The sequence below is a fragment of the Thermogemmatispora tikiterensis genome (assembly GCF_003268475.1).
In the GTDB taxonomy this organism is placed as follows: Bacteria; Chloroflexota; Ktedonobacteria; order Ktedonobacterales; family Ktedonobacteraceae; genus Thermogemmatispora; species Thermogemmatispora tikiterensis.
In genome coordinates this window covers 4,646,386-4,673,225 of sequence record NZ_MCIF01000002.1, presented here as the reverse complement: position 1 = coordinate 4,673,225, position 26,840 = coordinate 4,646,386, and the positions used below count along the sequence as shown (strand labels likewise).

Below are 26,840 nucleotides of genomic sequence, written 5' to 3'. Positions count from 1 at the left end.
AGCCCGGTGACCGGGCACCGGACCAGACCATCTGCCGCCGGCAGGCCAGCAAGACCAGCACCGACCAGACTAGGAGGGTCCCAGACCTCCACCCCCGAGCACAGACAAGACGAAGCGGGCCGCATTCTCGGCAGCACGGCGCTGGTTCTCCTCTTTGTTCTCGCTCTTGTGACCGTCGCCCCAATCGCAAATGGCCTTGACCACGATCCACTCGCAGTGCTCACGCATGGCTGCCGCATAGAGACCAGCCCCCTCCATCTCGCCACCGATGGCCTCGGGTTCAATGGCCAGCAACTGCCTGAGCAGGTCAGGATGATCGACAAGCTTCTCGCCACTGAGAAGCAGACCGAAATGTGCCCTGGCTCCCGGCCAGTCCAGCGCTCCATCGCGGAAGCGCGCGAGCAGGCGCGGCGAGGCGGTGGCGCGGTCTCCACGCGGCACCGAAACCATTTCGCCGTGGGCACCGGAGCCGACGCGCTGCGGCTCGTAGCTCATGAGCTGCCGCGAGACCAGAATGTCGCCAAGTTGCTGCTCGTCGGGTCGCAGGCCGAAGGCGATCCCCACCATGATCACCGCCGCCGGCTTGAGAGCGTGAATGGCCCCACTGATCGCCAGTGTCGCCCCGCTGGCGCCCTGAGTCCCCATCTCAGTGCGTAGCAGCCAGGTGGCAGCTCCACCGATCTCGCCTAAAAAGTAGTAGGTCTCGACCGGGCCACGCTGGCGCTCGAAACGCGCCCCCCACTCCTTTTGAGCAATATCACGTACGGCTTTCACCTCAACATCGGTGGCCGTCACGAGCAGGACGTCACAGCGCTGAGCGGAGGACGGCGAGGCGCTGCGACGACTCTCAGCCGTTTGGCTCCCGCCAGCCTGGGAGACGGAGGCAGGCCCCAAAGAGGTAGCTGCAGGCGCCGCCGCTGGCCCAGGTCTCTCTCGCCCTCCTTCACCGGCAGCCAGCTCCTCAGCCAGCTTGCGAACCTGTATGACCAGATTTGTCAGCTCCTTCTCGCGCTGCGGTGGCGTGAGGGCGTGCAGCGATCGCCCATTGGGAGGGAAAATGACCAGATCGGCAAATGGCTCCAGCTCGTAAGGGCCTTCTCGCAGCTTCACAGGAAAGAGGCGCACACGCTCAGGCTCACGCTGATGACGCTCCCAGGCAAGCTGTAGCAACTCCGGGTAGAGCGGATCATTGAGCAGATTGGGGCTGAGGAGAATCAAGACAATCTGCGCTTCGCTCAGACGCCGGCGCAGCTCCTCGCGAATCGGCTGCCCGGCGCGGAGCTGCCGCCGCTCCCAGTCGTCGATCAGCCCGGCTTTGCGCAGCGGGCCGAGAAAGTTCTTGACCTGATCAAGCAGGCGCTCATCTTCATCGCTGCGCGCGCAGAGATAGAAGAGGTTGACAGACACGAATCACCTCGTTTTCTTCTTTTCCTTTTCACAGAGAGCCTTCATCAAGATAACTACAGTATAGCTAGAAGGTTATCGCGCGGCAACACGGGCAGAGAGAGCAGACAACGGCCAGGGTTCAGGTGACTAGATTCCACAGCCTGCCCTGGAACTGCCCGGTTCCCCTCGCAGCTAGCTCCTTCGCCTAGAATATTGTACGCAAAAGACGATCCATTTTAAATCTATAGCCTGTTTGTCAGTAGCGCCCAATCTCCGCCCAAAAATACAGCTTGCTTGCTAACTATAATGAATAGTTTCCAAGAGTAAGAATTGATGGGCAACGCCATTTACAATAGAGCAAGCAGGATGCTATTTTAGAGAAAAGGGCTACCGATGAATGGCTCTATGAAAGAAGGGAGGTGGTATTTTTCATAAAATACACAAATACTACCCACAGCAAGAGCAAAGTAAGTTATCCTAGAAACGATAGACAACAAGAGATTTATCAGATATGCACAATGGTGCAGAAAGGACTGCATCATGTCATGTCAAGAGAAACAGCAGCAGCGGCGAAGGGTGCTGATAGTAACGCCACTCAGCTTAGAGATGAGGGCTGTCCAGCGATACGCTCGCTCTCTTCAGCGCTGGAGTCCCTCCACGGCCAGCACCAATGACTACGAGGTCGGCGAGTTCAAGACGAGTGGCACACACTGGGAGATTGTTTTCAAGGAGAGCGGCCAGCGCAATACAGTCTGCTCGGTGGTGACCCAGCAGGCCCTCACTGATACGCAGCCGGAGCTAGCGATGCTGGTGGGGATTGCCGGCGGTCTGCGCGATGTAGTGCCTGGCGATGTGGTGATACCCGAGCTGATCTACGACTACGCTTCGGGAAAAGCCGGCGAGCAGTTTCAGCCACGACCACGTACGTTCGCTCTCGACCCGATTCTGCTCGAACAGGCACGTAGATTGGCCCGAGACACGACCTGGCAGCAGTGGCTGCCAGCTCCGCCGGAGCGCAACCCCTCCGTCATGTGCAAGCCTCTGGCTGCAGGAGATATTCTGATGCATTCGCGCCGTGCCTCAGTCTATCGTTTTATTCGCACTCATTACGATGATGCCGTCGCCGTGGCAATGGAGGACGCCGGCTTCATGGAAGCCGCTCATTATAACCGGACCCCGGCAATCGTGGTGCGCGCGATCTCCGACCTTCTTGATGATAAACCAGAGCGAGATGCTCAGGGCTACCAGGAGCAGGCTGCCAACCACGCGAGCGCTTTCGCCTTTGCTTTACTCGCTTCCGGCCTCCCGCCATTGGGCAAAGCGTGCGCCAACAGCAGCGCACCTCGACCGGTACCAGCTTCAGACCGCGCAGGGCTTGCTCTCCTGCAGGAAGACCTGCCCCACTATGAGGAAAAGCTAAAGGCAGCTTCGAGCCTGTTCTCAACTGCCAAAACGATTTACCCAGATCAGTGCCGCCACTACAAAGAGTGGCTTGATAGGTTCGCTACCGCGGTCCGGCAAGCCCTTGGCAGGCCGCTCGACGACTACGCTCTCTTTTTGCGCCTTGCCAATCTGGAAGAGGCTCTGCAGCAGCTCCAGCAGGCCGCTGAGCGCTTGCGCCAGTGCTGTCCCCCCGGCGAATCGTCACAGGAACAGCGCGCTTACCAGCAGGCTCTTCAGCAAATCTGTCAGGCCCTTCAGAAAGCCCTGACCTGCCTGGAGCACCTGCACGAGTCCCTGGATAGACGTCCTCCTTGACCTTGAGTAACAGACCCTCCTGGACTATAATGAGGCCCGTGGCCCTGGCGTGGGGTGGCCCACACTGGCCCTGGCTCGCGAGGGTTATCCTCGGGAGACTCAGCTTCGGTGAAATTTTCATGGTAAATGAGTCGGATCTCATCTTTGCTCGAGGCCAAGAGGATGTAGAAGAGCGGACGCGCCGTCACCTGCGCGGAGTGAGGGGTTGTATCGAAGAAATGCGCGCGGTCTTCCTCTATAGGGTGAATCTCCATGAGATCGGTATCACCACTCTGCAGCGCTTCGAACAGGAGCTGCGCGGTATCCATGAGCAGCTTGACACGGATACCACTCTGAAGGCCGCTCTCCATAATGTCGACGCCATTATCGCCGCTATCCAAGATGCTAAGACCAGCATCTATCTCGCCATCGACCTGCAAAATATGCGCCAGACGTATGAGAATCGTAAGCGGCTCTACAGCGAATATAGAAATATCGCTCATGCACTCACTCGCGCTCTCGAACACCTCCTGGCCATTCCCCCACGTTGATTTGAATGTTTGTTCAAATATTTTTTATGCCTTCTTTATGTCCCCTTGTGCTAATATAACAGTGACTATGGCCTTCGCTGTGTCGATAAAGCAAGCATGCTGAGAACAAAGCGTGACCTGGGGCACGAGATTCTTCTCTTTCGGAGAGAGACCGAAGAGAAAATGGCAGATTTCTGCGTCTATATGAGTGATGCGATAAGCCCGCTCAGGAAGGGTCAATCTGAAGCAACTGGATAGGTTCCTCTCCCGTCACCCCTACCTAACCAAGCAGAAGATCTCAGTCACGAGAGGAGGGAGGTTCGCTTTGAATGATACTGTTGGCAGGCCAGCGGAGCTGTTCGCCGCCCCAACAACGAGGCACTCGCTCGACCAGTTCCGCCAGACCCTGAATCATTATTTCGCTGTGATTGGACAGCAACAAGAGGCACTTTCGTTAGAGTATCTTGCTCTGCGGAGTCAGGCGTGCCTCCGACTGGATCAGTGCCTGCATCTGCAGCGCCTGCTGGGCCAGTATCACGAGCAGCTTCTATCGTTCCGTGGCTTGTTGGAGCAGCCTCAGCAGCTCCCCGATGAGATCGTTCCTCGCCGCTATCTGCCCCTGCTCTTCCTACACAATGCCGAGGGCCAGACGTGCCATCTGCTCGATCTACTCATGGCGCTCCCGCCCGCTGAGCAAGAGCGCGCTCCAGCCCGACAGCGCCAGCGTCAACTACAGACCTTCCTGCAGAGCTGGGAGCAGCTGCTTCACTATTATGAGGAGCTGGTTTTTCACACGCGCGCTCTCTCCGATCAGACCCGCTTCCTGCTGCGCCGTCTCAGCTGCGAAGCGAGGAAGGATACTGCCCCCCAGCCGGCTGACGGCGATCAGGTCGCTTCAGATCGATCAGACGCCGCTCATTCTTCAGATCAGTCTGCTGAGCCATCCTCATCCGTTCCACCTGACCAGTACGAGCGCCAGTCTGGCCCGGATACTCAAGGTCGCTAAGCGCCAGGGCCTGCCCTTGCATTGAGGGATGCGACGCGCGACAATAAGAAGTATGGAGTACCGCACACTTGGACGAACCGGCTTGAAGGTCTCGCGCCTCTGTCTGGGCACCATGCAGTGGGGCTGGACGGTCGATGAGCCGACAGCCTTCGCTATCATGGATGCTTTTGTTGAGCGCGGAGGCAATTTCTTCGACACCGCCGACTTCTACGCGCGCTGGATTCCAGGCAAGCGCGGCGGCGAATCTGAGGAGATCATTGGGCGCTGGCTGCGTGCACGCGGCAACCGCAGTCAGGTGGTGATTGCCACCAAGGTCTATCATCCGATGGGCGAGGGACCAAACGAGCGCGGCCTCTCGCGTAAGCATATCATAGAGGCCGTTGAGGCTTCGCTGCGCCGCCTGCAGACGGACTATCTCGATCTCTATCTGGCTCATGCTTTCGATGCGGAGACGCCGATTGAGGAGACGCTGCGCGCTTTCGACGACCTCCAGCGCAGCGGCAAGGTGCGCTACATTGGCGCTTCGAATTACCCCGCCTGGCGGCTGGTCGAGGCGCTCTGGTGCGCGCGCTATGAGTGCACAGCCCGCTATGAGGTGCTGGAGCCACACTATAATCTGGTGCACCGGGCTGAGTTTGAGCAGGAGCTGCAGACCATCTGCCTGCAGTATGGCCTGGGGGTGATCCCCTACAGTCCTCTGGCCAGTGGCTTCCTCGGCGGCAGCTACCGCCGCGGTGAGGGCCGCCAGAGTGCGCGCGCCGCCGCTGTGCTGGGACGCTACGATCAAGAGCAGGCCTGGCGCACTCTGGAGGCGGTGCAGGCCGTCGCCGAGGAGACCCAGGCTACGCCCGCGGCAGTAGCCCTGGCCTGGCTCCTGGCCCAGCCGGCGGTGACCGCTCCCATCATCGGTGCCAGCCAGCCAGCCCATCTGGAGGATGGCTTTGCCGCCCTGGGGCTGCAGCTCACCCCAGAGCAGCTAGCCCGCCTCAGTGCCGCCTCGCAGGGTCTCTAGTCAGCCCTCAACTGCGCGCCTCCAGTCAGCCAGAACAGTCAGCAGGTCACACTGCTTCAGCAAAGAGGCCGCCGTCTCTCATCCATTGCCTGCCCGTTCAGCAGTTCGTCATCAGGCTGGGAGCCAGCCACGAACGGGAGGGAGGGAGCAAGCAAGTACAAGAGCAAGACGGCGGCCTTCCCTATTTGACTGTGACTGCCTCTCTTCTTTATTTAAGGTAGAGAGAGATAGACGGTTCCCCCTGGACTGGAAAAGGTTTTTCAAACCTTCTTTGGCTTCTCAGCAGTGCACCGGGATGGCTTTCCCTGCCCTTCCGCGCCCCCTATTCTGCTTGATTGGATCTTAACCGCGACCGACGCCGCTGCTGGCCACAAAGGGTACGCGCTGTTCGACGCCAGCGTCTTCGGTGCTGACCTCATGGTAGCGGTAGCTGTTCCCTTCGGTGGGGCTGAGGTAGCCGGCGTCTTGCACGACCTGGGGAGCATCGGCGACGCTGGCGATCAGTACCGGGGTGAAGGCCCAGTTATCGGCAGGGCGCAGGCCACCGATGACTCGCCCCAGGGCACGATGCTCGGCCTCAATACAGGCAATCTGCCCGGCAACCTGAGCGAGATCAGGCCGCCCCATCGCGGCAAACTCTTTGATGGCCGCCAGGAAAGCGGAATCAAAGACTCCCTCTAGCTGCTGCTGGGTCTCGATAAAGGTCTTGAGGTCGCTGAAGGTCTGGGACCCTTTGGGGAAACTAAAGGTGTCAGCCAGCGATTGGCCACCGTTGGCTGTGAAAAACTGCTGGTGAATCTGCTCTTCGACCAGAGCTGCCTTGAGATAGGCCAGGTCATCGCCGCTGATGCCCAGCGCCTCGGCGTTAGCGATGCCGTTGCTGTAGAAGGTGACGGCTAGCTGCTCCGCCGTACGCGCGATCGAGAGAATCTGCGTGACGGCATCATCGAGGGTAACGAGCCGCTCAGTCAGCGCTCCCTGGGCGCGCACCACCAGCGGCCTGGCGCCGCTTCCAAGCAGGGTGAGACCACCAGTAGCCAGCCCCAGGCCCGCAGTGGCCCTCTGGAGAAAGCGCCGCCGCCCCTGCTGCTTGCGCGAAGAGCTGCGATTGATATAGGTCTTCATGGCGATGGATTGATCCTTTCTGTGCTCTTCCTATTAGAGCTTGCTTGCTTTCCGGGTTCCCCTCACACTCCACCGCCTTCCGTCCTCACAGTTCCACTCTAGCAAGCTCTCTAAGAAAAGGATCTACATCCACCGATGCCAGCCAGGAGCGCAGGGCGCGAGGTCCGGTCAGGGGCGCGGTGGCAGCTCGCGCTCGTCGCCGTAGAAGAGGGCCAGCGTCAGGCCAAAGGCCAGATGGCGCAGGAGGTTCTGCCCAAAGGAGGACCAGGTCGCCAGGCGCGGGAGCTGGCCGCGGCGAATGAGCGGATGCACACGGTCGGCCAGGGGCGTGAGCCACCAGACTGAGGCCAGAAAGCCTTCGCCGAAGAGGAGTCCCTTGAGCCAGATCGGGCCGGGCAGACGCGGTCTGACCAGGGCGGCATAGATTTCGCCCAGCAGGACCCCATTGAGCAGATGGAGGCCCCAGGCCAGGAGACGGCGACCGTCAGGCTGTCTTGTTCCTCCCCCGAGCAGGCCCTCGATGAAGCGCACGTCGCTGAAGTGGTTGCCGCTGAGGCGCTGGTCGAGAGCCATGACGAGGCTATAGACGCCCGTGGCCAGGAGGCCAGCCAGCGCCGCCCGCCCAGGACGCCAGGTCGGTGGACGACGTTCAACAAGCTCTTGCATCGTTTCTCGCTCCTTCTTCTCACCCGGCAGGGCGCAGCCACTCCCGCTGGTCGGCGAGCACCAGCCGCGCTGTATGCGCTCCACTGCTGAGGGCGCCGTGGATGCTGCTCGAATGCAGGTATTCGCCGGTTAGATAGAGGCCCGGCTCCCCACTGCGCGCCCCCGGCAGATGGGCGAAGATGCCCGGCGGCTGGGCGAACTGCGCAAAGGGAAGACGATAGACGGCCAGAAGACGCCAGCGCTGCAGGTCATGCTCTGGGAACCAGGAGGCCAGCTCCTGTAGAGCGCGCTGAGCCAGCCGCTCATCGTCTTCTTCAGCCTGGGCCGCTGCATCCAGGATGGTGACCGAGAGCAGGTGCTGCCCCGATGGAGCGTACTGCGGAACAATATTGGTGAGCTGCACAGCATGGTTCACCAGTCCGTCAGGCTGACAGTTGAGCAGCAGGGCTGGCTCATCGTACAGCGGCTGAGGGCCAGCGAAGTAGAGGCAGGTGCAGCCGCGGCCTGCGGTTGGCAAGGACAGGCCGGTAAGACGGGCCGCCGTCGGGCTATCGGTGGCAATCACGACGGCTTCGGCCCGCAGCTCCTCACCGCTCTCCAGACGCACGCCCGAGACTCGTCCGTCCTCACGCAGCAAGGCCTCGACGCGCGCTCCCAGACGCAGGCTGTTCTCTGGCAGAGAGGCCGCTAGCTGGGCAGTGATCGCTCCCATGCCCTGCTCCGGTAAGACGATATCGCCGCTCGCCAGCATGCGCCAGACAAAGCGGAGCATGCGCGCGCTGGTCTGCAGCTCTCGATCGAGGAAGATGCCGCCGAAGAAGGGACGAGCGAAGTGAGCGATGAAGCCCTTGCGGCTAAAGCCCCAATGGCGCAGGTACAGCTCGCTGGTCTCGTCAAGCGTGGCCACGGGCCAGGCCGCCGGGCTTTCCACAGAGACCGTCTGCAGGATCGTGCGCGTCAGGCGCAGGACGCGCCACTTGTCGGTCAGCGGAATGAGGGGGTTGCTGGCAGAGGCAGTCAGCCAGCCTGGCTGGCGTCGCGGATCAGCTAGCGGATAGCGCCGGCCCCCTTTGACCAGCAAGGCCCCAGGCAGGAAACGTCTCGGTCTGAGTGCAGCGAGATCAAGCTCGCGCTGCACGGCGGGATAGGCAGTAAACAAGACCTGGAAGCCCCGGTCGAGTAGGAAGCCCTCGGGATGGCGATCGGTGCTGACGCGGCCTCCGGGCCGGTCGCCGGCCTCCAGTACCAGGACGCTCAGCCCGGCGCGACTCAGGTGGCGGGCGCAGGTCAGGCCGGCCAGACCGGCACCGACAACGATGATCATGGTGACGCCTCTCTCTCCTTTCTGCATCAACAGGCAGCGCGATCGCTGCTTTACCTCACCTGAATTAAGCACGTGAAGGCGCCCGGATACGAGTCACCTCAGCCTCAGCCTTGATGATCGCTGCCCTCACCGGCTCCGGGCAGGGGTCCGGCAGCGATCAGGCCCAGCTCCTGACGCAGGCGCAACAGGGCCAGGTCCTTGGCTTTGCACTCAAGCATGACGTCATAGTCAGACCAGGGAACAGCAGTGAGAAAGGCCCGGAAGCGGTCGGCATTGATGTACTCGCTGTGAGCGCCGGGACGCTTACCAGGGTCCTGCTCAGCGTAGTGCAGCTTGGGCCGGAGCCGGCCCCAGGTTGTCAGGATACGTTCCCAGGGCAGGCGCTCCAGCGGGGTCTCCGCGCCACCGTTGAGGGTATGATGCAGGTTGTCAACCACAAGCGGCAGGCCACTCGCCTCGCAAATCGGCAGGAGCTGGCTCACCGACCAGCAGCGCTCATCATTCTCCAGGCGCAGCCGCCGGCGCACACTCTCCGGTAGCTCATCGATGTGAGTCAGGATACGCCGCAGCGTGGCAGCACGGTCGCCGTAGACACCACCACCATGCAGGATGATATCACCTTCGAGGCCGAGTCGTTCCATGACCTCTGCATGATAGCAGAGGTCGCGATAGCTGCTCTTCCAGACAGGACCATCGGCAGAGATCAGCGTATATTGACCAGGGTGCATCGACAGGCGCATCCTACCCGCGCGAGCCAGCTGCCTCACTTCGGCAACCCGAGCCGGATCAAAGCGGATCTGCTCTAGCGCCACCTCGGGATGAGAGCCAAGCGGCACCAGATCTGAGGAGATGCGGAAGACGCTGATACCCTGGGCCAGGTTCCAGCGCAGGATGGCCACGAGTAGCGCCAGGTTCTCATCGACGAGGGCCTGCAGATAGGCAAGGCCGCGCTCGCGCAGGGTGGCCAGGCGCAGACTGCGCATCTTCCCCCCCAGCGAGAGATTCACACAGGCATAGCCAAGTCTCATGCCGCTCCCTTTCCTCCCCCCACGTGCGGGCCATCAGGCTGACAGCGCTCCTTCAGGCACGGCATGCCAGGTCCTCCCGCACAAGACGAGCCGTAATGGCGGCGGAGAGCAGGACGCCCGGGATGCCCGCCCCGGGATGGGTACCGGCACCCACAAAGTAGAGGCCCCCAACCTGGGCAGCGCGGTTGTGTGGACGGAAGTAGGCCGATTGGAACAGCGTCGGCTCCAGCGAGAAGGCCGCACCCAGATGGCTGCGCAGCTCGTCGGCGAAGTCGAGGGGCGTAAAGCGCTGCTCGTAGACGATGCTGGCGCGCAGTCCGTGCAGGCCCGCCTGCTCTTCGAGATAGCGCAGAATGCGCTCGCGAAAAGGCAGCGTCTCGCGCTGCCAGTCGACGCCGTGCCCCAAATGCGGCACCGGCGCCAGCACGTAGAGGCTCTCACCACCAGGTGGGGCCAGCGTGGCATCGGTGCGGGTCGGCGTGTGCAGATAGAGCGCCAGATCAGCCGGCAGGCCCTGGCCGTCAAAGAGCTGCCGGATCAACCCCCGATAGTCGTGGGGCATAAAGATGGAGTGATGGCGCAACTGCGGATATTGCCGCTTCAGTCCCAGGTAGAGCAAGAAGCAGCTCATCGAGTAGTGGGCCCGCTCCAGGCGACGCACCAGCCCACGGGGGCGCACTTCGGCGGGGAGCAGGCGCAGATAGGTGGTGGCAACGTCGCTATTGGCCACCACCGCCTCGGCCTGCAGGAGAGCGCCGTCGGCCAGCAAGACGCCCCAGACCTGCCCGGAGCGCACCAGGATGCGCTCAACGGGCTGGCCGCAGCGCAGCTCGCCGCCCAGCGCGGTAAAGAGGCGGGTCATAGCCTCGACGAGCGCATACATTCCCCCAGGGATGAAATGGACGCCACCCAGACGCTCCAGATAGGGGACAATGCTGTAGATCGCGCTGGCCCGGAAAGGGTTCCCGCCGATGAAGAGGGGATGGAACGAGAAGACCATCCGCAGTTGCGGATGGCGGAAGTAGCGCGAGACAAAGCGGTAGACGCTACGGTGGGCGCCCAGGCGCACCAGCTCTGGAGCCACGCGCAGGAAATCGCTCAGGCGCAAGAACGGCTCTCCGGCCAGCTCGGCAAAGGCTCGCTGGTAGATGCGTTCCGTCGCCGCCAGGAAGGCGCGGTAGCCGGCAACGTCGCGCGCATCAAAGCGGGCGATCTCGGCCTCGTCAGCGGCGGGGTCACCCCAGTAGTCGAAGTGATTGCCGTCGGCAAAGCCAATGCGATAGAAGGGCCGCAACGGCACCAGGGTCACGTCTTCGTCCAGATGGCGCCCGGCGGCCTGCCAGAGATCCTGCAGGAGCCAGGGCGCGGTCAGCAGACTTGGCCCCATGTCGAACGTGAAGCCCTCGGCTTTGAGCTGGTAGGCCCGGCCCCCAGGCTGGGAACGCGCCTCGATCAAGATGACCTGGGCCCCGGCGGCCTGCAGACGAATGGCCGCCGCCAGCCCGCCGAAACCGGCCCCTATGACAATCACCCGCGGGCGCACGCCGCTTCCTCCTGCCGGCAGCCTGTTGGCAGCAGATGTGACGCTAGAGCGACTGCTCATGAGTGCAGCATCTCCTTTCCAGGAAAGAGGCTCAGGCTCAGGCCCTGGTCGTGATCAAGCCCTGAGAGCGCCCGCACGCAACTCTCGAGCGCACTCATGAATTGGGCAGTGTCGGCGTAGAGGCGACGGAAGAGGGGCGCCCCCAGACGCAGGGTCAGCAACGGCGGGCGCGTCTCGCTCCAGATGATGCCCGCTGGCACCACCGGAATGCTGGTTCCACTCGCACGCTCGGCCAGCTCCACCAGGCGGGCCAGGCCGGGCCGGAATGGGAGCAGGGCTTGCTCCGGGGAGCGCGGTGAGGGCTGAGGATCAACCACGGGATAGCCCTCGGGGAAGATGACCAGCAGGTCGCCGCGACAGAGCAGGGTCCGGGCCTGACGTAAGGCTCGACGTAGATAGGGGGCGACCTCGCCCAGACGGTAGGCACTGACGGAAGCCCCTGTCTCTTCGGGGCGCAGGCGCTCAGGGCGCAAGATAACCGGCCAGCCAGCCAGAGCACAAAGCAGCTCCATGAGCCGACGCTGCCAGCGGCTGCGCGCCCAGTCGAGGGCAACCAAAATGTGCACCGGACGTGGGATCACTCGCAAGAACAGGCAACCATCGTAGAGATGGTGATAGTGGCGAGCGGCGACAATGACCGGGCCATAGGCTGGCAGATGCTCGCGTCCCTCAACGATGATGCGCAGCCGGCGGCGCCAGAGCAAGATGCCCGCCCCGACGCGCATGACCAGACGGGCAATCCTCTGCAACAGGGCCTGCCCCTCTGCCCGGCTCTGCGCTTCAAGCCCACGGCTCCCCTGTTGGGCCTGGGCCAGATCCGGAGCCAGCTCAGCCCGCTCCGAGAGCGTCGGCACAGGGCGGCCACTCCCGCGCTCACCCCCCTCGCTGCCATCACGGCGTAGCACCAGGGCCGCCGGCAGTATACCCAGCAAGAGGCCCAGCAGTGGTGGCAGCCAGAGACCAACGCTCAGATCGAGGACAATGGCAAAGAGGGTATTGGCCGCATAGACGCCAAAGGGCAGCCAGGCCACGCCCTGCAGGCGGCGCTCTTCGAGATCGCTGCGCCAGAGCAGCCGACTGACGCCCATATAGAGCAAGCCAGTGACCGACCAGCCAACTAGATTTTGGACAGGCATGCCGAAGTAGGCTCCGCTTACTCCCCACTGCCAGAAGTGCAGAGGCAGCCGCTCGCTGGCCATCGCTGGATCAAGCGTCAGGTCCCAGACGGTCAGCAGGTAGGCACCCAGCAGCACGGTCCACAGGCCACGCCCCCGCTGGCCGACGCCTTGGCCACGACGGGTCAGAAGCAGATGGGCCAGCAGAAAGGAGGAGAAGCCCATGTAGAACCAGGAGAGCGGGATCGAATAGGGAACGTGATCAAGGATCTTGAAGCCCAGGAAACTGTTGTAGGAGTAGGGACCGAAGGGAAAGCCGGTCGAGGTTCCAAGCAGCTCTATGCTGAGCGAGATCAACGTCGAGGCGGCGAAGAAGATCAGGGTGCGGCGTACCCCCACCACCCGTAGCCCAAAAAGGAGCACCGTGGCCGCCCCAAAGAGGATGTGCAGCGAACCGGCATAGTTGATGCCGAAGCTGAAGACCGAGACCAGCAGCGGGCTAAAACTCCACAGTTCGGGATGGGGCAGGGCGATCAACAGCCCGGCAAGACCGAAGATGAGCGCCGCCAGATGGCAAATAAAGAGCACCTTTACGGCTTTCATGCAATACCTCCAGGAGCGTTTCCACGGATGATGAGGCGTCCGCGCCAGCGATGACGACGCCGCAGGGCCTGCCGGCCCAGCTGCAGCGTCACCGCCAGGTCGCAGAGCGGAGAGAGCCAGTAGGTCCAGGGAGGACGACGATAAGCGCGACGCATACCTACCAGGGTCCCGAGACGGAGCAGCAGCAGCCCGGCATTCAGGCCCAGCATGGCGACGAGCAGCCAGAGTGAAGCCTGCCGCCAGCGCCTCCGCCCGGCGATCAGCGCGCCCGCGAGCAGGCTGAGCAGGGGGAGAGGCAGAGCCTGAACCAGTAAGACCTCCAGCCAGCCGAGGCAGGTACGCCAGGCGGGACTGAGATGATCATGCAGCGGCAGGGAGCGCGTCCAGTTCTGCCAGGCTTCGCGCGCCGTGCGATACATCTCGACAGAGGCCAGGCTCCCCCCTTCGACGAAGGCCAGGCGTCGACCGTCCTGCACCAGCAGGCGCGCTAAGGTAATGTCCTCGCAGAGCGAGTGACGCAAAGGGGCAAAGCCACCGCAGGCAGCCAGGGCCTCGCGCTGCACCAGAAAGCATTGGCCATTGGCCTGTACGCGCAGCCTATCGACCGGTCCCTCATAAACCACGCCGGGCAGGCCGTAGCGGTAGACGAGGGTGGCCAGTAGCGAGGGATGGAGCAAGCCCAAGAGCGGCGCCGGCGGCAGCTCCTGCTCTGTGGCCAGGCTGAGGGCCGCCAGCCTGTCGCGGCTGGCGCGGGCCAGCAGCGCGCTCACCAGGCCCGGCCCTGGTCGCACGTCGGCATCAATGGTCAGCACCCAGGGGAAGGTAGACGGAAGTGCGCGCCAGCCGGCTTCCAGACCCCAGACCTTGCCATTCCAGCCGTCAGGAATCGGGGCCGCGGAGAGCAGGCGCAGACGGCGATCGCGGCGAGCATAGGCAGAGACCAGCTCGTCCGTCCCATCCTCGGAGCCGCCGTCAATGACCAGGATCAGCCCGACCTCCGGTCCTTGAGTGAGCAGGCCCTCCAGACAGGGGGACAGACGTTCGCGCTCGTTGAGCACAGGCACCAGCACCGCCACGCTGGCTTGCGTGGCGGCATCAGCATGAGGCAAAGAGAGAGCCGACAGGCGCTGGCCGCCAGTGCTGCGCAACCAGCGGAGGATCACGCGCAGGGCCAAGACCAGCTGCCCTGCTGAGAACGCGCCCAGCCAGCCCATCCATAGTAGCTTACGGCTCATCCTCAAGGCTCACCTCCAACCCGAAAGCCCCGAGCTGCTCACCACGGCGCCAGAGGCGATCGAGGGTCAGAGCAAGCATGGCCTCGCGCAGCTTCTCCGTCAGGGTTGTATGGGCACGCGCGCGCAGCACATCGTAGTCATGCTGCTCAATGGCGTGCAAGATGCGCCGGTAGAGACGCCCGGCCAGGAGAATCGGCAGGCGGCGATCGGGTGGCAGGAGCCAGACGCCGGGCAGGCTCTGAGCATAGCAGAGATGGGTCCGTGTCACCTCGTAGCGCATGAGATCTCGGAAGGCCGCATCTGGCCCCTGACCAGTATCGAGCAGTTGCAGCAAATGAGAGCGAGAGAGACCGAAACGGGCCAGGTCCTCCAGAGGCAGATAGAGGCGTCCTTTGCGCAGGTCCCCCCCGACATCGCGCAGGATATTAGTCAGCTGCATGGCGATCCCGAGGCCCTCCGCCGCCGCCAGCGCCCCCCCGGAAGTCGCGCCGAGCACGTGGGCCAGGGCCAGCCCAACGGTGCCGGCCACGCGATAGCAATAGGCCCGCAAACGGGAGAAGCTGGCGAATTCGCGCGGCCACAGATCCCAGTGCAGCCCCTCCAGAAAATCCAGGAAGAGCGTGCCTGGTACTCCATAGCGCTCTACCACCTGCGTCAGGCGGCTCCCGAGCGGCTCGCGCGGAGCCGTTCCCTGGCGGTCGGCCAGGAACCAGGCCCGCCAGGCACGCAACTCTTCGGCGATGGCGCGCGGCTCCTCCTCTGGCCTACGCTCGTCGACCAGATCGTCGAGCGTGCGGAAAAAGGCATACAGAGTCACAAACGAGGGACGTAACTCCCCAGGCAGGAAGCGAGCCGCGAAATGGAAGGTTCTCCCGTGGTGTGCAAGCAGGGCCTCCTCTTGGGCTTCACTCGCTGCAGCGGCGGGGACAGAACAGAGTGAGGAAGCGCTCACAAGCTCCTCTGGAGGTCCAGCTGAAGCTGAAGATGCCCCCTCTCTCTGAAAGCTCGGTTTAACCACGCGCATAGCGGCTATCTGCTCCTCTCCAGCAGGCCCGCCCTGGCTCAGCCGACAGATGGCAGAGCAGCCGAGGGGCTTCTTTCCAGACCTGTCAGGCAGGGTAGAGATTGGCAGCAGAGAGAGCACAACTCACGCCTGCCCCTGCTCTGTTGGCTACAGCGAGGGAAAAGGCACGATAGCCTGGGGAAGTCCACAACGGCGTCAGGCCAGGCAAGCATCATGGGCATAGCGAGCGACATACGCTCCAGGTCCTTTCCATATGACGCTCCGTCCGGCCTCTTCTAGTAACGGCTCTTTGGCGCAGTGAGCCGGGGTGTACGCCGGAGCCGGCCAGCAGACTGGGCGAGAACGCTCCCCAGAAGAGTGGGAGCAGAGAGCCAGCAGATTTTCCCGGTTCAGCCTCATCAGGCGCTGGGAGAGCGGGGAGCAGCTGGCACCGGCGCTAACAGCTGCAGCGTACGCTGGCCGCTGGCCGCTACGTGGACAATCAGCAGACGCCCATCGCGCAACCAGAACGGGAAGAGCTGGCGAGCACCGGCCTCGGGTTGCGGCAGCACGATAGGCGAACCAGCGAAGATGTGGACGTGGAGACGCCCGTCGTCGCTGTAGACCAGGGCGCGCCCATCGGGCGACCAGCTCCAGCCATCAAGCTCTCCCTGCAGAGGGAGACTGAGCAGCGGGCGCCCGTCGGGGATCGCCAGCGTTGTCAGCAGGGTGTGACCTGCCGCGTCGCGCCGCGCATAGGTGAGCCGCTGGCCATCGGGCGACCAGCCAAAGCTGGTGATGGTGAAGTCGCCGAAGGGTACCAGGACTGTCACCTGGCCACTCACGTGATCCATGAGATAGATGGCGCGGCCTGGGCCATTCAAGCCCTCGTTGCTGACGAGCAAGGCCAGATAGCGCCCATCGGGAGACCAGGCCAGGTGCTGGACAGTCAGGCGCAGGTTCATGGTGGCCAGAAGCTGCGTCGGATGCCCGCCGCGCGTCGTCTGCCAGAGCTGAGTTTGCCCGTTCGCCCCTGTGACATAAGTGATGGTCGTACTGCCCGCACCAGGGGTCCAGGTGGCGGCCAGAGCAGCCTCGCCCAGTGGATACATGTACTGCCCATAGGGCACGAGCGCCAGCAGCGGCTGCGCGGCCCCGGGCGGCGTCACCACGGTGACCAGGGCTGTGCCATCAGGCGACCAGGCGGCGTCGTGGGCCTCGCGCATCGCCAGAAGCTGGCTGCCAACGGGATCGCTCAGGCTGGCAGTATACATCACCCCTGGATCGCGCCCATCCTGGATCACCAGATGGCGCCCCGTGGGATCAACGGCTACCAGGCGCCCGCCCTGGGCTAGCGCTGGTGGCACTGCCAGCACCTGCGCCACCTGGTAACGTACCCCATTGGCCAGCGGCGGCCCCGAAGGCGCCTGCGGCAAGAACAGCAGGAGCAGGAGCACAAGACAGAGGAGCAGCGTCAAGGTCGCTGCCAGGGCCAGAGCCAGGCGCGAGCGGCGGCTGAGCTGGCTGCGGCGCTCAGAAGTACGAGGGGGCAGCCCGCTGAGGATGCGCGCACGGAGCTCGGGAGAGAAGTGAATACGGGCCGCCTGCTCCTGCAGGGCGCGCCGAATGACCTCCTCCAACAAAACATCGTCCACAGGGGCGCGATGGTTGACTTGCTCCCGCTCCTCGGCCCCCTGCCACCCACGGCGCTCTGCCGACCGTGCGGGCTGACCCGTCGGCAGCTCCTCGCTTGGCTGCGGCTCGTGAGGCGCATCACTCATGCTGTTCCTCCCTCCCTGAAGCGATCTGAGACGGGGGCTGATCGGCGCCGGCTGCCTCTTCCTGTGCCGCTGGCCGTTCCTGGGGTCTAATCTGCAGGAGGCGGCGCATCTTCTTGAGCGCCAGCTGCAGGCGCTTGCGCAGGGTGTTCTCGGCTACCCCGAGCATGGCGGCGATCTCCGGCATGGTCAGCCGATGATAGTAGAAGAGGACCAGCACCACCCGCTGTTTGACGGGAAGACGCTGCAAAGCCGCCACCACATCGAGCCAGTCCTCTACCCGCCCCTCGCGCAGCGACGTCTTCGGTAACAATTGCTCTTGTTCTTCGCCTGCGAGCCGCTCGCGCAAGAGGGTAGCCTGCCGGGCAAGCTGGCGCTTGAGGCTGATCGCCTGGTTCACCAGGATCTTGAGCAGCCAGGAGCGCAAAAGCGCCGGGTCGCGCAAGGTTGTCATGTTTTTCCAGGCGAGAAAGAAGGTCTCCTGGACCAGATCCTTTGCCCCTTCCTCATCCTTGATTAACAAATACGCTGTACGCAAAAGCAGTCCCCCATAGGTATCAACGATACGCGCAAAGGCCTCTTCGTCACCAGTCAGGCAGCGCGCAACCAGCTCTTTTTCCCAGGAGGAGTCTCGAGCATTTTCTGTGCTATCTGCCCGATTCGCTCGCTCCGCTTGCGACGGCGCTTCTACTCCTTCCGACCCCGTCTCTCCAGCAGGAGACCTCCATCGGCTGTCTCTTTCCACTCCAGATGGTTCCTGTGACACAATGCGTACCTCTCGTTCCTCACATGGCGGCTCCCCGGCCCCATGCTTGTCTTCCTCTTCGGTGGCTTCTCTGATCCAGGTGTTCCATTCTCAGGACGTGCAGAAGATGGCGAATGGGTAATCAGGCAGAGATGTTAGATACTGGTACCATTTTGATAGAGACCTGACGTCTCCTGGGTTGGATCTTGCAATTCCGGGTACCTCTCTGTTCACGGCCTTCCTGGATCAGGGACGATCGCACATTTGTCCTGTTGTCTCGTCATCCTGCCTTCTCACCAGGATGAGGTGGCCACAGGAGCGGTGGCTCTCGTGACTGGTGCGCGCCGGGCCGCCTTGGCCTTGGCACGTGCCAGTCGCCGCCGGCCTATCTTTAACAAGGAGGATACTTGATGCGTAGCAAAACTCTCTTGGCATTCGTGAAAGCGGTCTCCATCTTTTCAGCCGCGCTGGCGTTGATCCTCTGGCTGCTACCTGTGGGGCAAGCTGCCGCTCAGGGCAACGCTCTCGTACGCGTCGTTCATGCCTCACCGGCAGCCGGCAACGTCGATGTCTTTGTTGACGGTGGCAAGCTCTTGAGCAACTTCGCCTTTGGTACGGTCACTGATTATGTCTCGGTGGCAGCAGGGCCGCACCGTATCCAGGTGGCTCCGGCAGGCAAGGGCATCGATGCAGCGGTCATCAACGAGACCGTCTCGGTTGATGCCGATATGGCCTACACGGTGGCCGCCATCGGCGATAGCGCTGCGAATCTGGGCCTGCAGGCGTTTGTCGATAACAACCAGCTCAGCAGCGGCATGGCCAAGGTACGGGTCTATCATCTCTCGCCCAACGCCGGCCCGGTCGATATCGCTACTGGCGGCAAGACGGTCATTAGTGGGCTGACGTATAAGAACGCCAGCGACTATTTGAGTGTGCCGCCCGGCTCCTATACCTTCAATGTGACGGCCACGCAGGCCAATGCCACCGTGCCGGTCTCAGCAACCTTGCAGAGCGGCATGGTCTATAGCGTTTTCGCCGTTGGTCTCTACAAAGGGACGCCGGAGCTGAAGTTTGTGGTGGCCGCGGTGAGCGGTGTGCCAGGCATGCCCAATACGGGCAGCGATCCCAATGCCATGCCTCAGTCGATGGCCACCCCGACGGCCCAGCTCTGGCTCTTCGGTCTGATTTCCTTGCTGGCCCTGGCTGGTCTGGGCATCGGAGCACGGGAGATCGTTGGTCGCAGGCGTCGCTCAGCGTAGCGGGGCCCCAGGACGTTGGTTTTGGGCAGGGCCAGAACCGGAGAACCACCTGCCCTTAATCAGGCACAAGATACTTCGGCACTCTCTCCCCTCCTCCGACAGCGGGTGCAGCTCAGCGATCCTTCCTCCTGAGCTGCGCCCGCCTCTTCTCTACGAAGGAGCCTGGTCTGTGCAAGGAAAGGCAAAGCCTACACATCACGACCCCGGCCAGCCAGGTTTTGGTAGTGGCGGTGTGCGCCACTGGCTGCTCTTGCTGCTGCCAATCCTGCTGGTCAGCAGTGGGCTGCTAGTGACAGGTTGTGGCGCGGTCAGTCCGCCAGTAGTGGATGGGGGCCAAGGCGTGGAGCGCCAGCCTCCGGCTCCGGTGACGGCGACAGCGACAGCTCCTGCCACGGTGCTCAGCCCGGCACCGCCGACCCAGCTCCTCATTCCAGCGATTGGCGTAGCGGCTCCTGTCGAGCGCGTCGGCCTGGGTGCCGACGGGACGCTGGTCACGCCCCAACGGCATCCCTGGGATGATGTCGGCTGGTATCGCTTCGGGCCTTTGCCAGGGCAGCAAGGAAGCGCAGTGATAGCGGGACATCTCGACCGGCCCGGCGGCTACCCAGCGGTCTTCTGGAACCTGCACCTGCTACGGCCAGGAACGACCCTTACCGTCATTGACGAGCGCGGGCAGCGCTGGCACTTTCGCGTCACTGCCGTCGCCTCTTATCCACCCCAGCGGGCGCCGCTGCTGCAGATTTTCGCTGATCGCTCGGGGCACTATCTGAATCTGATCACCTGCGCCGGCTCCTGGGTTCCCAGCGAGCACCAGACAACGGAGCGCCTGGTTGTCTACAGTGTGCTCCAGGGAAGCTAGCTTCCCTGGGCACCGCTGGCCGGTGCTGCGGCAGGGGCCGAGGCCGAGGCTGGACCGGCCCCTTCCTCAGCAGCAGCCCGGGCCGTGGCCAGACGCGTCCGTCCAGGCAGGGTCAAGGCCAGGACAGCAACCGCCAGCGCCAGCCAGAAGGTCACAATATAGGCGTCGTTGATGCTCTGCATGAACTGCTGTGGCACCAGTGAGCCGAGCAGCTGCCCGGCGGCGGCCTTCTGGGCTGCTGCTGCCGGCAGGCCACGCATTTGCAGCACCTGTACGAGCTGCAGGAAGCGCTGACCCAGGGAAGTGGCCGCGTTATACAAGTCATTGCGGGCTGCATCCTGATAAGCCGTGAGCTGATGGGTAACGATGGTACCCAGCATAGCGATGCCAAAGGACTGAAAGACGTTGCGCGTGGCATTGAGGAGCGAGCTGGCTCGCGGTAGCTGGGCCGGCTTGAGACCAGTCAGGGCCACGGTCAGTGTCGTCTGCAGTGTTAAACCGAGGGCCACGCCGCGAATAGCCACCAGCACCATGATCTCGTTATAGGAGGCAACCAGCGTCAGATGAGCGAAGCCCCAGGTGTTGACCGCCAGAAGCAGGCTGCCGGCCAGGATCAGCCAGCGCGGACCGATGCGGTTGTAGAGCGCGCCGGCCAGGGGGGTGACGATTCCCGAGCTGATGGCCAGCGGCAGGACCAGCAGGCCGGCCTGCAGGGGTGTGCGTCCGCGCAGGCTCTGGAGGTAGATCGGCAGCAGGAACTCGGCGCCGAAGAGGGCGATGGTGCTCACCCAGCCGATGACGCTGGCCACCGTAAAGGTGCGGCGCGTGAAGAGGCGCAGATCGAGCAGGGGATCGCGCCGGAATAGCTCTACGACCACAAAGACGGCGAAGGTCAGCAGACCGACGGAGAGCAGGGTCAGGATACGGGCCGAGGTCCAGCCTTCGCTTGAGCCGCGCTGGATCGCGTAGAGCAGGGTGCCAAAGCTGATCACCGAGAGCAGAATGCCAGGCAGGTCGAGACGGGCGGCGGTGCCGCGCCGGCTTTCGCGCAGCCAGAAGAAGCCGAGCAGCAGGCCGGCCAAGCCGACCGGGATATTGATGAAGAAGATGTAGCGCCAGTCGAGGTACTCCACAAAGTAGCCACCGAGCACGGGACCGCTGGCCGGAGCGACAACCAGCGGGATGCCGTAGAGGCCAAAGGCCAGGCCGCGCTGCTTTTCCGGGAAAGCCCCAAAGAGGAGCGAGATGCCCAGAGGGCCAAGCATGCCACCACCCAGTCCTTGCAGGGCGCGGAAGGCTACCAGCCACGGCAGCGAGGGGGCGAAGGCACAGAGTACCGAGCCGAGCACGAAGAGAAAGAGCGAGATCAGGTACATGCGCTTGATGCCGAAGCGCTCGGCCAGGTAGCCGGCCAAAGGTGTGATGATGCCCAGGGCCAGGACATAGGCCGTAAGGACGCCGTCAACCTGGTCAACGGGCGCCTTAAAGACATGCTGGAGGGTGGGCAGAGCTACATTGACGGCAGTGGCATCCAGAATCACCATGAAGGTGCCGAAGACGACCGAGAAAAGGACTTTCCAGCGATAGTTTGGGTCAGCCGGAGCCACTTCAGCGGGCGCGGCGGGTGCTGTCGATGCCTGCCGCTGCTCTTCTGGCTGTGACTGACCCCCCAGGGTCATATCGGACTCCATTGTGGAGACCTCCTTCTACTTATCAAGTGATAAATTCTTGCGACAAAAAAAGAGGACGCTCAGCGTGCCAGGCCGTAGAGGAGGACGTGCACGAGCAGGGCGGCCTGCTCGCTGGCGAGGGTCTCGCGACGGCTCTCGGCCACGGCGGGCAGGGTTTCGCGTCCCCAGACGACGAAGCGCGACATCAGGCTCATAAAGAGATAGGCGGCCATCTTGGGATCGACGCCGCCTTCGCTGGGCGAGCGCAGCAGGCCCTGCTCCAGACCGTCGCTGAAGACTGTGGCGATGGGTGCGATCAGGCTCTCTTCGAAAAGGGTGTGGAGCTGCGCGCGCACCTCGGCTGAGAGCTCGTAGCGGATATCGTGTAGCATCAGCGCCAGGTCGTGGCGGGTCGTCGTGAGCAGATAGCTGGCGAGGCGGCGCAGGCGCTCGGCTAGAGGCTCGCTGCGGCGAGCGATGCGCTCCAGGACCGCTTTGAGGCGGGCCAGCTCTTCACGAGCCATCGCCAGATAGAGGGCCTCTTTGTCGGCAAAGTAGTGATAGAGAGCTGGCTGCGTCAGGCCGCAGGCATCGGCGATCTGCCGCGTGGTGACGGCCCGATAGCCGTATTCCATAAAGAGCTGTTGGGCGACCTGCAGGATGAGGCGCCGGGTCTCTTCGCTCTCTTCTTCTCTGGCTCTGGCACTGTGCGGCTGCTCTCTGTGGGCGCCGCGCCGCGCTGGCTTTTTCATGCTGGCCCGTTACCTGGCTGTGCCTTTCTCGATGATGTTATTTCCTTATCAACTGATAAGGATTATATCCCGCAAGAGGGAGAAAGTCAAGGGCAGGTCAAGGCAGACAAGGAAAGAGGTCATAGTTCGCTATTGTCCACGCTGATCATCGCGCTATCATGAGGATGGGAAAGCAGCTCCTTCTGTGGCTACGGGGTCAGCGGATGGCTCGATGAGGGATGAGACACCAGTTGCAAGCAAGAGAGGGCGCTGTTTTGCTCGTGCCGCTTTCACCGTCTTCTCTGCCTGCTCTGCTCCACCTTCGTCAGTAGACGGTAAAACTCTCACCTCCAGGGAGTGTGCTCCGCTCAACTGGCGTCTCTGCCTGCCTGTAGCTGCGGCACCTCTCGCCGGTCAGTCTCGCTTCCAGCTCCTCCAGCTCCTCCTCGCTGGCTGGCTCTCCAAAGCGAAAGCCCGCTTCCCAGCGGTAACCCCCTGCCCCTGCTAGGAGTCGCAGCCGCCCTCGCTCGTCCAGGCTCTCCCGCAGCGCTCGCATCAGCTGCCTCGGATCATACCGCTCGCGATACTCCTCAATCCGCTTGCTCGGCTCCATCACTCTCCTCCTGCTGCTTCGCTTCTGATCCGCTCTTCTGCCCCGTAGCTCCCCGGACTCTCCTGACGCAGGCCACCCCTCGGCACTCTCGAAATTCTTTCTTGCCGCCCTCTCCCAAAACGGTTCTGCCTCCCTGATCACCGCTCCTCTACCCCTTCAGCTCCCCAGCTCCCCCAGCTCACTCTGCTCCAGGATCAGTCGATAGCGCCTCAGCTCCTCCTTCGGCAGCCTTCCTAGCAACCGCCGCGCCACTTCTCCCTCTTCCCTCTGCGGGTACCTCCTCACAACCTCCACCAAGCCCGGCGCCATCCACGACTCGACCCCTGCCCGCTCCAGCACCCTCAGCCACAGCACACTCTCTCGCTCCAGTACTGTTCTCGACCACCTCTCCCTTCCCTGCTGCTCCTCCTCCTGCGCCAGCGGGTCCAGCTCCCTCCTCCTCCGCTCTTCCAGCTCCCACGCCAGCAGATAGTACACCACCGCCCTGCATCCCTCCACCACACTGTCCTCCAGCTCCCCTCGCTCCAGCAGCCTCCCTATCTGCTCCCTCCTTCTCTCCTCGCCAGCCCCCTCTGGCTCCAGCAACGCCTCCACCACGTAGGGCACCTGCTCCTCCCCGGCGATCCCCCGCAGCTCCTCCCTCACCTCCTCGCCCTCCTCCTCCACCCCGCTCTCCAGCTTCCACAGCCGCTCAGCCTCCTGCCCTCCTGGCTCCTGCTCCTGCCTCCCGACCAGCTCCCCCAGTCCCGCCCGCCGCAAGAGCAACCCATACGGCCTCAGCTCCTCCTTCGGCAGCCTCCCCAGCAACTGCCGCGCTACCTCCCCCTTCCACGCCTTCGGCCACTGCCTCGCCACCTCCACCAACGCTGGCGCCATCCACGGCTGCACCCCCGCTCTCTCCAGCACCCTCAGCCACCCTTCCACCCCCGCAGACCCGTCCTCCGCCACCCTTTGGTCCTCTCTCTCCACCCGCCTCCTGCGCCACTGCTCCACTTCATAGCTCAACAAGTAGAAGGCCACTGGCCCACATCGCTCCACCAGCTCCCGCTCCGTCTCCGGCTCCCTCAGCCATCCCGCCAGCCCCCCATACACATCCAGCACCCAGTAGTCATAGCTCGACAGCCCACAGCCTGCCGCCTCTCCCACCTCCCGCTCATCTCCCTCCCAATGATACGGGCGCCCCGGCACCAGCAGCGCCGCCAGCAGCTGCGGGAGTAGCTCCTCCACCGGGACCCCCCACAAGAGGGTAAACACGCTACGCTCATGCTCGGGATCTCCCACCAGACGCAGCACCCCCGCCAGCGCCTTCGCATTCCACGGATACCCCAGTTCCTGCAACAGCACCAAGATCGGGGTCATCCTCTCCGTCTGGGTCCGGTCCCCCAGCAATGCCGCCAGCACCTCCACCGCCCGCTCCCCCTCCTCCCGAAGGCGCTCCTTCAGCTCCTGCAACCTCCCCTTCTCCCGCTCACCGCCATGCCACCACCACTCACCATAGGCCTCCACATAGTCTTCCACCAGCGCTCCCAGCTCTCCCCACTCCTCCCCTTTCCTCCTCCTGGCCCTCTCCTCTTCCTGCCTCCGCTCTGCCACCCCTTCCCACCGCCCCCCCGCTGACCAAGGAGCCTCCTCCTCGTCCGCCAGCTCCCCCAGCCCCATCAACCGCAGCACCTCCCGATAGCGCCTCAGCTCCTCCTTCGGCAGCCCTCCCAGCAACCCCCGCGCCAGCTCTCCCTCCTCCCTCTGCCGATACCTCCTCACGACCTCCACCAACGCTGGCGCCATCCACGGCTCCACTCCCACTCGCTCCAGCACCCTCAACCACCCCCCCAGCTCCCGACCCCCTCGCCCCTCCTGCTCCGCCACTGGCTCCCCCTCTCTCATCCTCTCCTCCTCCAACTCCCACACCACCCCGACATACACCAGTCCCGCCCCTCTCTCCCTCCCCACAGCCCCCAGCTCTCTCGCTATCTCCTCCACCTCCCTCTCCTCCCCAGACCCTCTCGGTCCTCGTACCACCTCCTGCAATCTCACCAGCAACTCCTCCTGCCAGTCCCCCCCTTCCGCTCCCTCATTCCCCCCTCGCTCTTCAGAGCTCACCCCGACAAGCTCACCCTCCCCCACCCCTTCGAGCAGCCCTCGATACCCCCTCCGCTCCTCCTTCGGCAGCTCCCTCAACAGCCGTCTCGCTCGCTCCAACTCCTCCGCCCCCGGGTAATGCTTCATCACCCCGATGAGTCCCGGCACCATCCATCCCTGTACCCCCGCCCGCTCCAGCAACCGCAGCTGCGTCTCCAGCCAATACAGCCGCTCCCCCTCCCTCCAGCTCTGCGACCGGCACGTCCGTAGATCATGGCACAGCAGCTGGTAGTAGATCACCTCCACACATCCCCGGACCACCCCCCGATCCGTCCCGGGCAGCCACAGCAGATTGTGTATCCCATAGACATCCCCCTTCCAGGTCGTCTCCCCCGTCGTATATCGCCCGTGATACGGCTCCCACGGCCACAGCAGGGCTGCAATCACGTGCGGCACCACCTCCTCCACTGGCACGCGCTGCAGAAAGGTCGCCGCATCAATCCAGGCCCAACCATTGCGATCGCCCACGTAGTTGAGCGCCACTGGCAGCGCCTCCACCTGCGCCGGCAAGCCCATCTCCTGCAGTAGCTCAAAGGCCACACTCGCTGAGCCCTGCCGTGGTGGCGCGGCCAGCGTCTCCAGCAGCACCGGCAGCAGCTCCTCCTCCTGAGCCAGCAGGCACGCCCGCAGCCTCCTCGCGCGGGCTGCCAGCCGCTCCCTGCCCACCACCAGCTCCTGATGCGACACCAGGTCGTAGCGATCAAAACGCGCTCGTATCGCGCTCATCTCTGCACCTCTCTCAGATTCTAAGCACTTCTCTTGCCTCGCACACCGCACACACCGCCACCACCCCGTCCCCTCTGCCCCGACAGGGTCCCTACTCACGAAGGAGAGCACTGTTCCCTCCAGTCCCCAGCACACACCTAGACCCTGATATAGAGGTCAATTAATCCCTGCAGCGCTTGATAGTACTCTTCCTCCGTCATTGTCTTATTCGCAGGAGCGATCGAAATGTGGTAGGCCCCCCATGAACGCCACGAGTACTTGAAAACCAGGCCAGCTGGCGCTTCAGTGCCCTTCGGAAGCTTATAGTAAGGCCCTTCAAGAAATGAGACTGGGCGATCAAAGTGGGAAAGACCTTCAATTCTTCCCTTGTCGAAATCTCGCGGTTTCAAGGTGAGGCTAAGCTGCTTTGTCTCCTGGTCTACAGCACGGTAAGCGTCTGTTACCAACGTCGTCGTCGTGAACTTTTTTTGCCCCAGGTACGGCTGAGGGGTGGTAGAGCCTTCCTCCCCCCCACCAGCCGGCCCTGCCCGAACCGGCTGATCAGGAGGCAACCCCGGGTCTACTCCTCCACCATCCGCGAAGAAAATGACTCTACCATTATCCCGCTCCTCTGCACTCCCTCCTTCCTTGCCACTCTCACCGCTCTCTCCATCCACGCAGACCATCATCGACGTCGTCATACAGTGCTGGCCAACGATATCCACCGTGCCCGTGATCCCTATGGACCCGCAGCTTATCCCCACATGTATAGAGACGCCAGTCAGCACATCCCCCATAGCCAGCGAGCAACTCAGCGGAAGCTGGCCCCCCACTGCCCCCCTCAGCGAGACCTGACTGATCAGCTTAGTGCAGCCTACCACATCGTTGTAATAGGTCTCCATACATGGGGCTGGCGCTTCCCCCTGGCCACCGCCACCCCCCGTCCGCGGAACCCTGACCGGGACACA

Annotated in this window: 22 protein-coding genes; 6 read left to right on the top strand and 16 right to left on the bottom strand. The window is 63.2% G+C overall.

What is annotated here, in order from left to right; all coding sequences use genetic code 11:
• Positions 1 to 69 precede the first annotated feature (69 nt).
• Positions 70 to 1,407, bottom strand: coding sequence for a phosphorylase family protein (locus A4R35_RS18750; protein ID WP_112432040.1), 1,338 nt, complete (start codon positions 1,405 to 1,407; stop codon positions 70 to 72).
• Between the two features lie 519 nt (positions 1,408 to 1,926).
• On the opposite strand from A4R35_RS18750, the gene A4R35_RS18745 reads away from it, so the two are divergent.
• The 4 genes from A4R35_RS18745 to A4R35_RS18730 all read left to right on the top strand — a co-directional run bounded on the left by A4R35_RS18745 (position 1,927) and on the right by A4R35_RS18730 (position 5,671).
• Positions 1,927 to 3,144, top strand: a complete 1,218-nt coding sequence (locus A4R35_RS18745) for a 5'-methylthioadenosine/S-adenosylhomocysteine nucleosidase family protein (RefSeq protein ID WP_112432038.1) — start codon at positions 1,927 to 1,929, stop codon at positions 3,142 to 3,144.
• Between the two features lie 119 nt (positions 3,145 to 3,263).
• Positions 3,264 to 3,674, top strand: a complete 411-nt coding sequence (locus tag A4R35_RS18740; protein ID WP_112432036.1) for a hypothetical protein — start codon at positions 3,264 to 3,266, stop codon at positions 3,672 to 3,674.
• A 304-nt stretch (positions 3,675 to 3,978) separates the two neighbouring features.
• Entirely contained in the window at positions 3,979 to 4,659 is a 681-nt protein-coding gene (locus A4R35_RS18735; RefSeq protein ID WP_112432034.1) for a hypothetical protein, read from the top strand.
• A 52-nt stretch (positions 4,660 to 4,711) separates the two neighbouring features.
• Positions 4,712 to 5,671 (top strand): aldo/keto reductase, encoded by a 960-nt coding sequence (locus A4R35_RS18730; RefSeq protein ID WP_112432032.1) that lies wholly within the window; start codon positions 4,712 to 4,714, stop codon positions 5,669 to 5,671.
• A gap of 342 nt (positions 5,672 to 6,013) precedes the next feature.
• Here A4R35_RS18730 and A4R35_RS18725 read toward each other — a convergent pair whose 3' ends face one another.
• The 10 genes from A4R35_RS18725 to A4R35_RS18680 form a co-directional block, all read right to left on the bottom strand.
• Entirely contained in the window at positions 6,014 to 6,796 is a 783-nt protein-coding gene (locus A4R35_RS18725; protein WP_112432030.1) for a ferritin-like domain-containing protein, read from the bottom strand.
• A 168-nt stretch (positions 6,797 to 6,964) separates the two neighbouring features.
• A complete protein-coding gene (locus tag A4R35_RS18720) occupies positions 6,965 to 7,462 on the bottom strand; it encodes a hypothetical protein (RefSeq protein ID WP_112432028.1) in 498 nt (165 codons plus the stop codon).
• Positions 7,463 to 7,481: 19 nt separating this feature from the next.
• Entirely contained in the window at positions 7,482 to 8,786 is a 1,305-nt protein-coding gene (locus A4R35_RS18715) for an NAD(P)/FAD-dependent oxidoreductase (RefSeq protein ID WP_189362030.1), read from the bottom strand.
• Between the two features lie 104 nt (positions 8,787 to 8,890).
• Entirely contained in the window at positions 8,891 to 9,814 is a 924-nt protein-coding gene (uvsE, locus tag A4R35_RS18710; RefSeq protein WP_112432024.1) for a UV DNA damage repair endonuclease UvsE, read from the bottom strand.
• A 52-nt stretch (positions 9,815 to 9,866) separates the two neighbouring features.
• Positions 9,867 to 11,417 (bottom strand): phytoene desaturase family protein, encoded by a 1,551-nt coding sequence (gene crtI, locus A4R35_RS18705; protein WP_112432022.1) that lies wholly within the window; start codon positions 11,415 to 11,417, stop codon positions 9,867 to 9,869.
• The gene (locus A4R35_RS18700) at positions 11,414 to 13,135 is read right to left on the bottom strand and encodes a carotenoid biosynthesis protein (protein ID WP_112432020.1); all 1,722 of its coding nucleotides are present in this window, start codon (positions 13,133 to 13,135) and stop codon (positions 11,414 to 11,416) included. Before A4R35_RS18700 ends, crtI begins: the two co-directional genes overlap by 4 nt.
• Positions 13,132 to 14,370, bottom strand: a complete 1,239-nt coding sequence (locus A4R35_RS18695; RefSeq protein ID WP_112432017.1) for a glycosyltransferase — start codon at positions 14,368 to 14,370, stop codon at positions 13,132 to 13,134. The genes A4R35_RS18700 and A4R35_RS18695 overlap by 4 nt, the downstream gene beginning before the upstream one ends.
• Positions 14,360 to 15,322 carry a phytoene/squalene synthase family protein gene (locus A4R35_RS18690; RefSeq protein WP_189362028.1) on the bottom strand — a complete coding sequence of 321 codons (963 nt, stop codon included), beginning with the start codon at positions 15,320 to 15,322 and terminating at the stop codon, positions 14,360 to 14,362. The genes A4R35_RS18695 and A4R35_RS18690 overlap by 11 nt, the downstream gene beginning before the upstream one ends.
• Positions 15,323 to 15,792: 470 nt before the next feature.
• Positions 15,793 to 17,154 carry a PD40 domain-containing protein gene (locus A4R35_RS18685; RefSeq protein WP_112432013.1) on the bottom strand — a complete coding sequence of 454 codons (1,362 nt, stop codon included), beginning with the start codon at positions 17,152 to 17,154 and terminating at the stop codon, positions 15,793 to 15,795.
• Positions 17,147 to 17,896: an RNA polymerase sigma factor gene (locus A4R35_RS18680; protein ID WP_189362026.1), complete on the bottom strand. Its 750-nt coding sequence runs from the start codon at positions 17,894 to 17,896 to the stop codon at positions 17,147 to 17,149. Before A4R35_RS18680 ends, A4R35_RS18685 begins: the two co-directional genes overlap by 8 nt.
• Before the next feature lie 410 nt (positions 17,897 to 18,306).
• Between A4R35_RS18680 and A4R35_RS18675 the strand changes: the two genes are divergently transcribed.
• Both A4R35_RS18675 and A4R35_RS18670 read left to right on the top strand, forming a co-directional pair.
• A complete protein-coding gene (locus tag A4R35_RS18675) occupies positions 18,307 to 19,155 on the top strand; it encodes a DUF4397 domain-containing protein (protein ID WP_112432008.1) in 849 nt (282 codons plus the stop codon).
• Positions 19,156 to 19,324: 169 nt separating this feature from the next.
• The gene (locus A4R35_RS18670; RefSeq protein WP_189362024.1) at positions 19,325 to 20,014 is read left to right on the top strand and encodes a class F sortase; all 690 of its coding nucleotides are present in this window, start codon (positions 19,325 to 19,327) and stop codon (positions 20,012 to 20,014) included.
• Here A4R35_RS18670 and A4R35_RS18665 read toward each other — a convergent pair.
• The 5 genes from A4R35_RS18665 to A4R35_RS18645 all read right to left on the bottom strand — a co-directional run bounded on the left by A4R35_RS18665 (position 20,011) and on the right by A4R35_RS18645 (position 26,774).
• Entirely contained in the window at positions 20,011 to 21,705 is a 1,695-nt protein-coding gene (locus A4R35_RS18665) for a DHA2 family efflux MFS transporter permease subunit (protein ID WP_112432004.1), read from the bottom strand. The two genes, A4R35_RS18670 and A4R35_RS18665, sit on opposite strands and share 4 nt — an antisense overlap.
• A gap of 59 nt (positions 21,706 to 21,764) precedes the next feature.
• Positions 21,765 to 22,436 carry a TetR/AcrR family transcriptional regulator gene (locus A4R35_RS18660; protein ID WP_112432002.1) on the bottom strand — a complete coding sequence of 224 codons (672 nt, stop codon included), beginning with the start codon at positions 22,434 to 22,436 and terminating at the stop codon, positions 21,765 to 21,767.
• A 304-nt stretch (positions 22,437 to 22,740) separates the two neighbouring features.
• Positions 22,741 to 23,028 carry a hypothetical protein gene (locus A4R35_RS18655; RefSeq protein WP_112432000.1) on the bottom strand — a complete coding sequence of 96 codons (288 nt, stop codon included), beginning with the start codon at positions 23,026 to 23,028 and terminating at the stop codon, positions 22,741 to 22,743.
• Between the two features lie 156 nt (positions 23,029 to 23,184).
• On the bottom strand, positions 23,185 to 25,893 hold the full coding sequence (locus tag A4R35_RS18650; protein ID WP_112431998.1) for a hypothetical protein: 2,709 nt from the start codon (positions 25,891 to 25,893) through the stop codon (positions 23,185 to 23,187).
• A gap of 137 nt (positions 25,894 to 26,030) precedes the next feature.
• Complete coding sequence (locus tag A4R35_RS18645; RefSeq protein ID WP_112431996.1) at positions 26,031 to 26,774, bottom strand: hypothetical protein; 744 nt, start codon at positions 26,772 to 26,774, stop codon at positions 26,031 to 26,033.
• Positions 26,775 to 26,840: the final 66 nt, after the last annotated feature.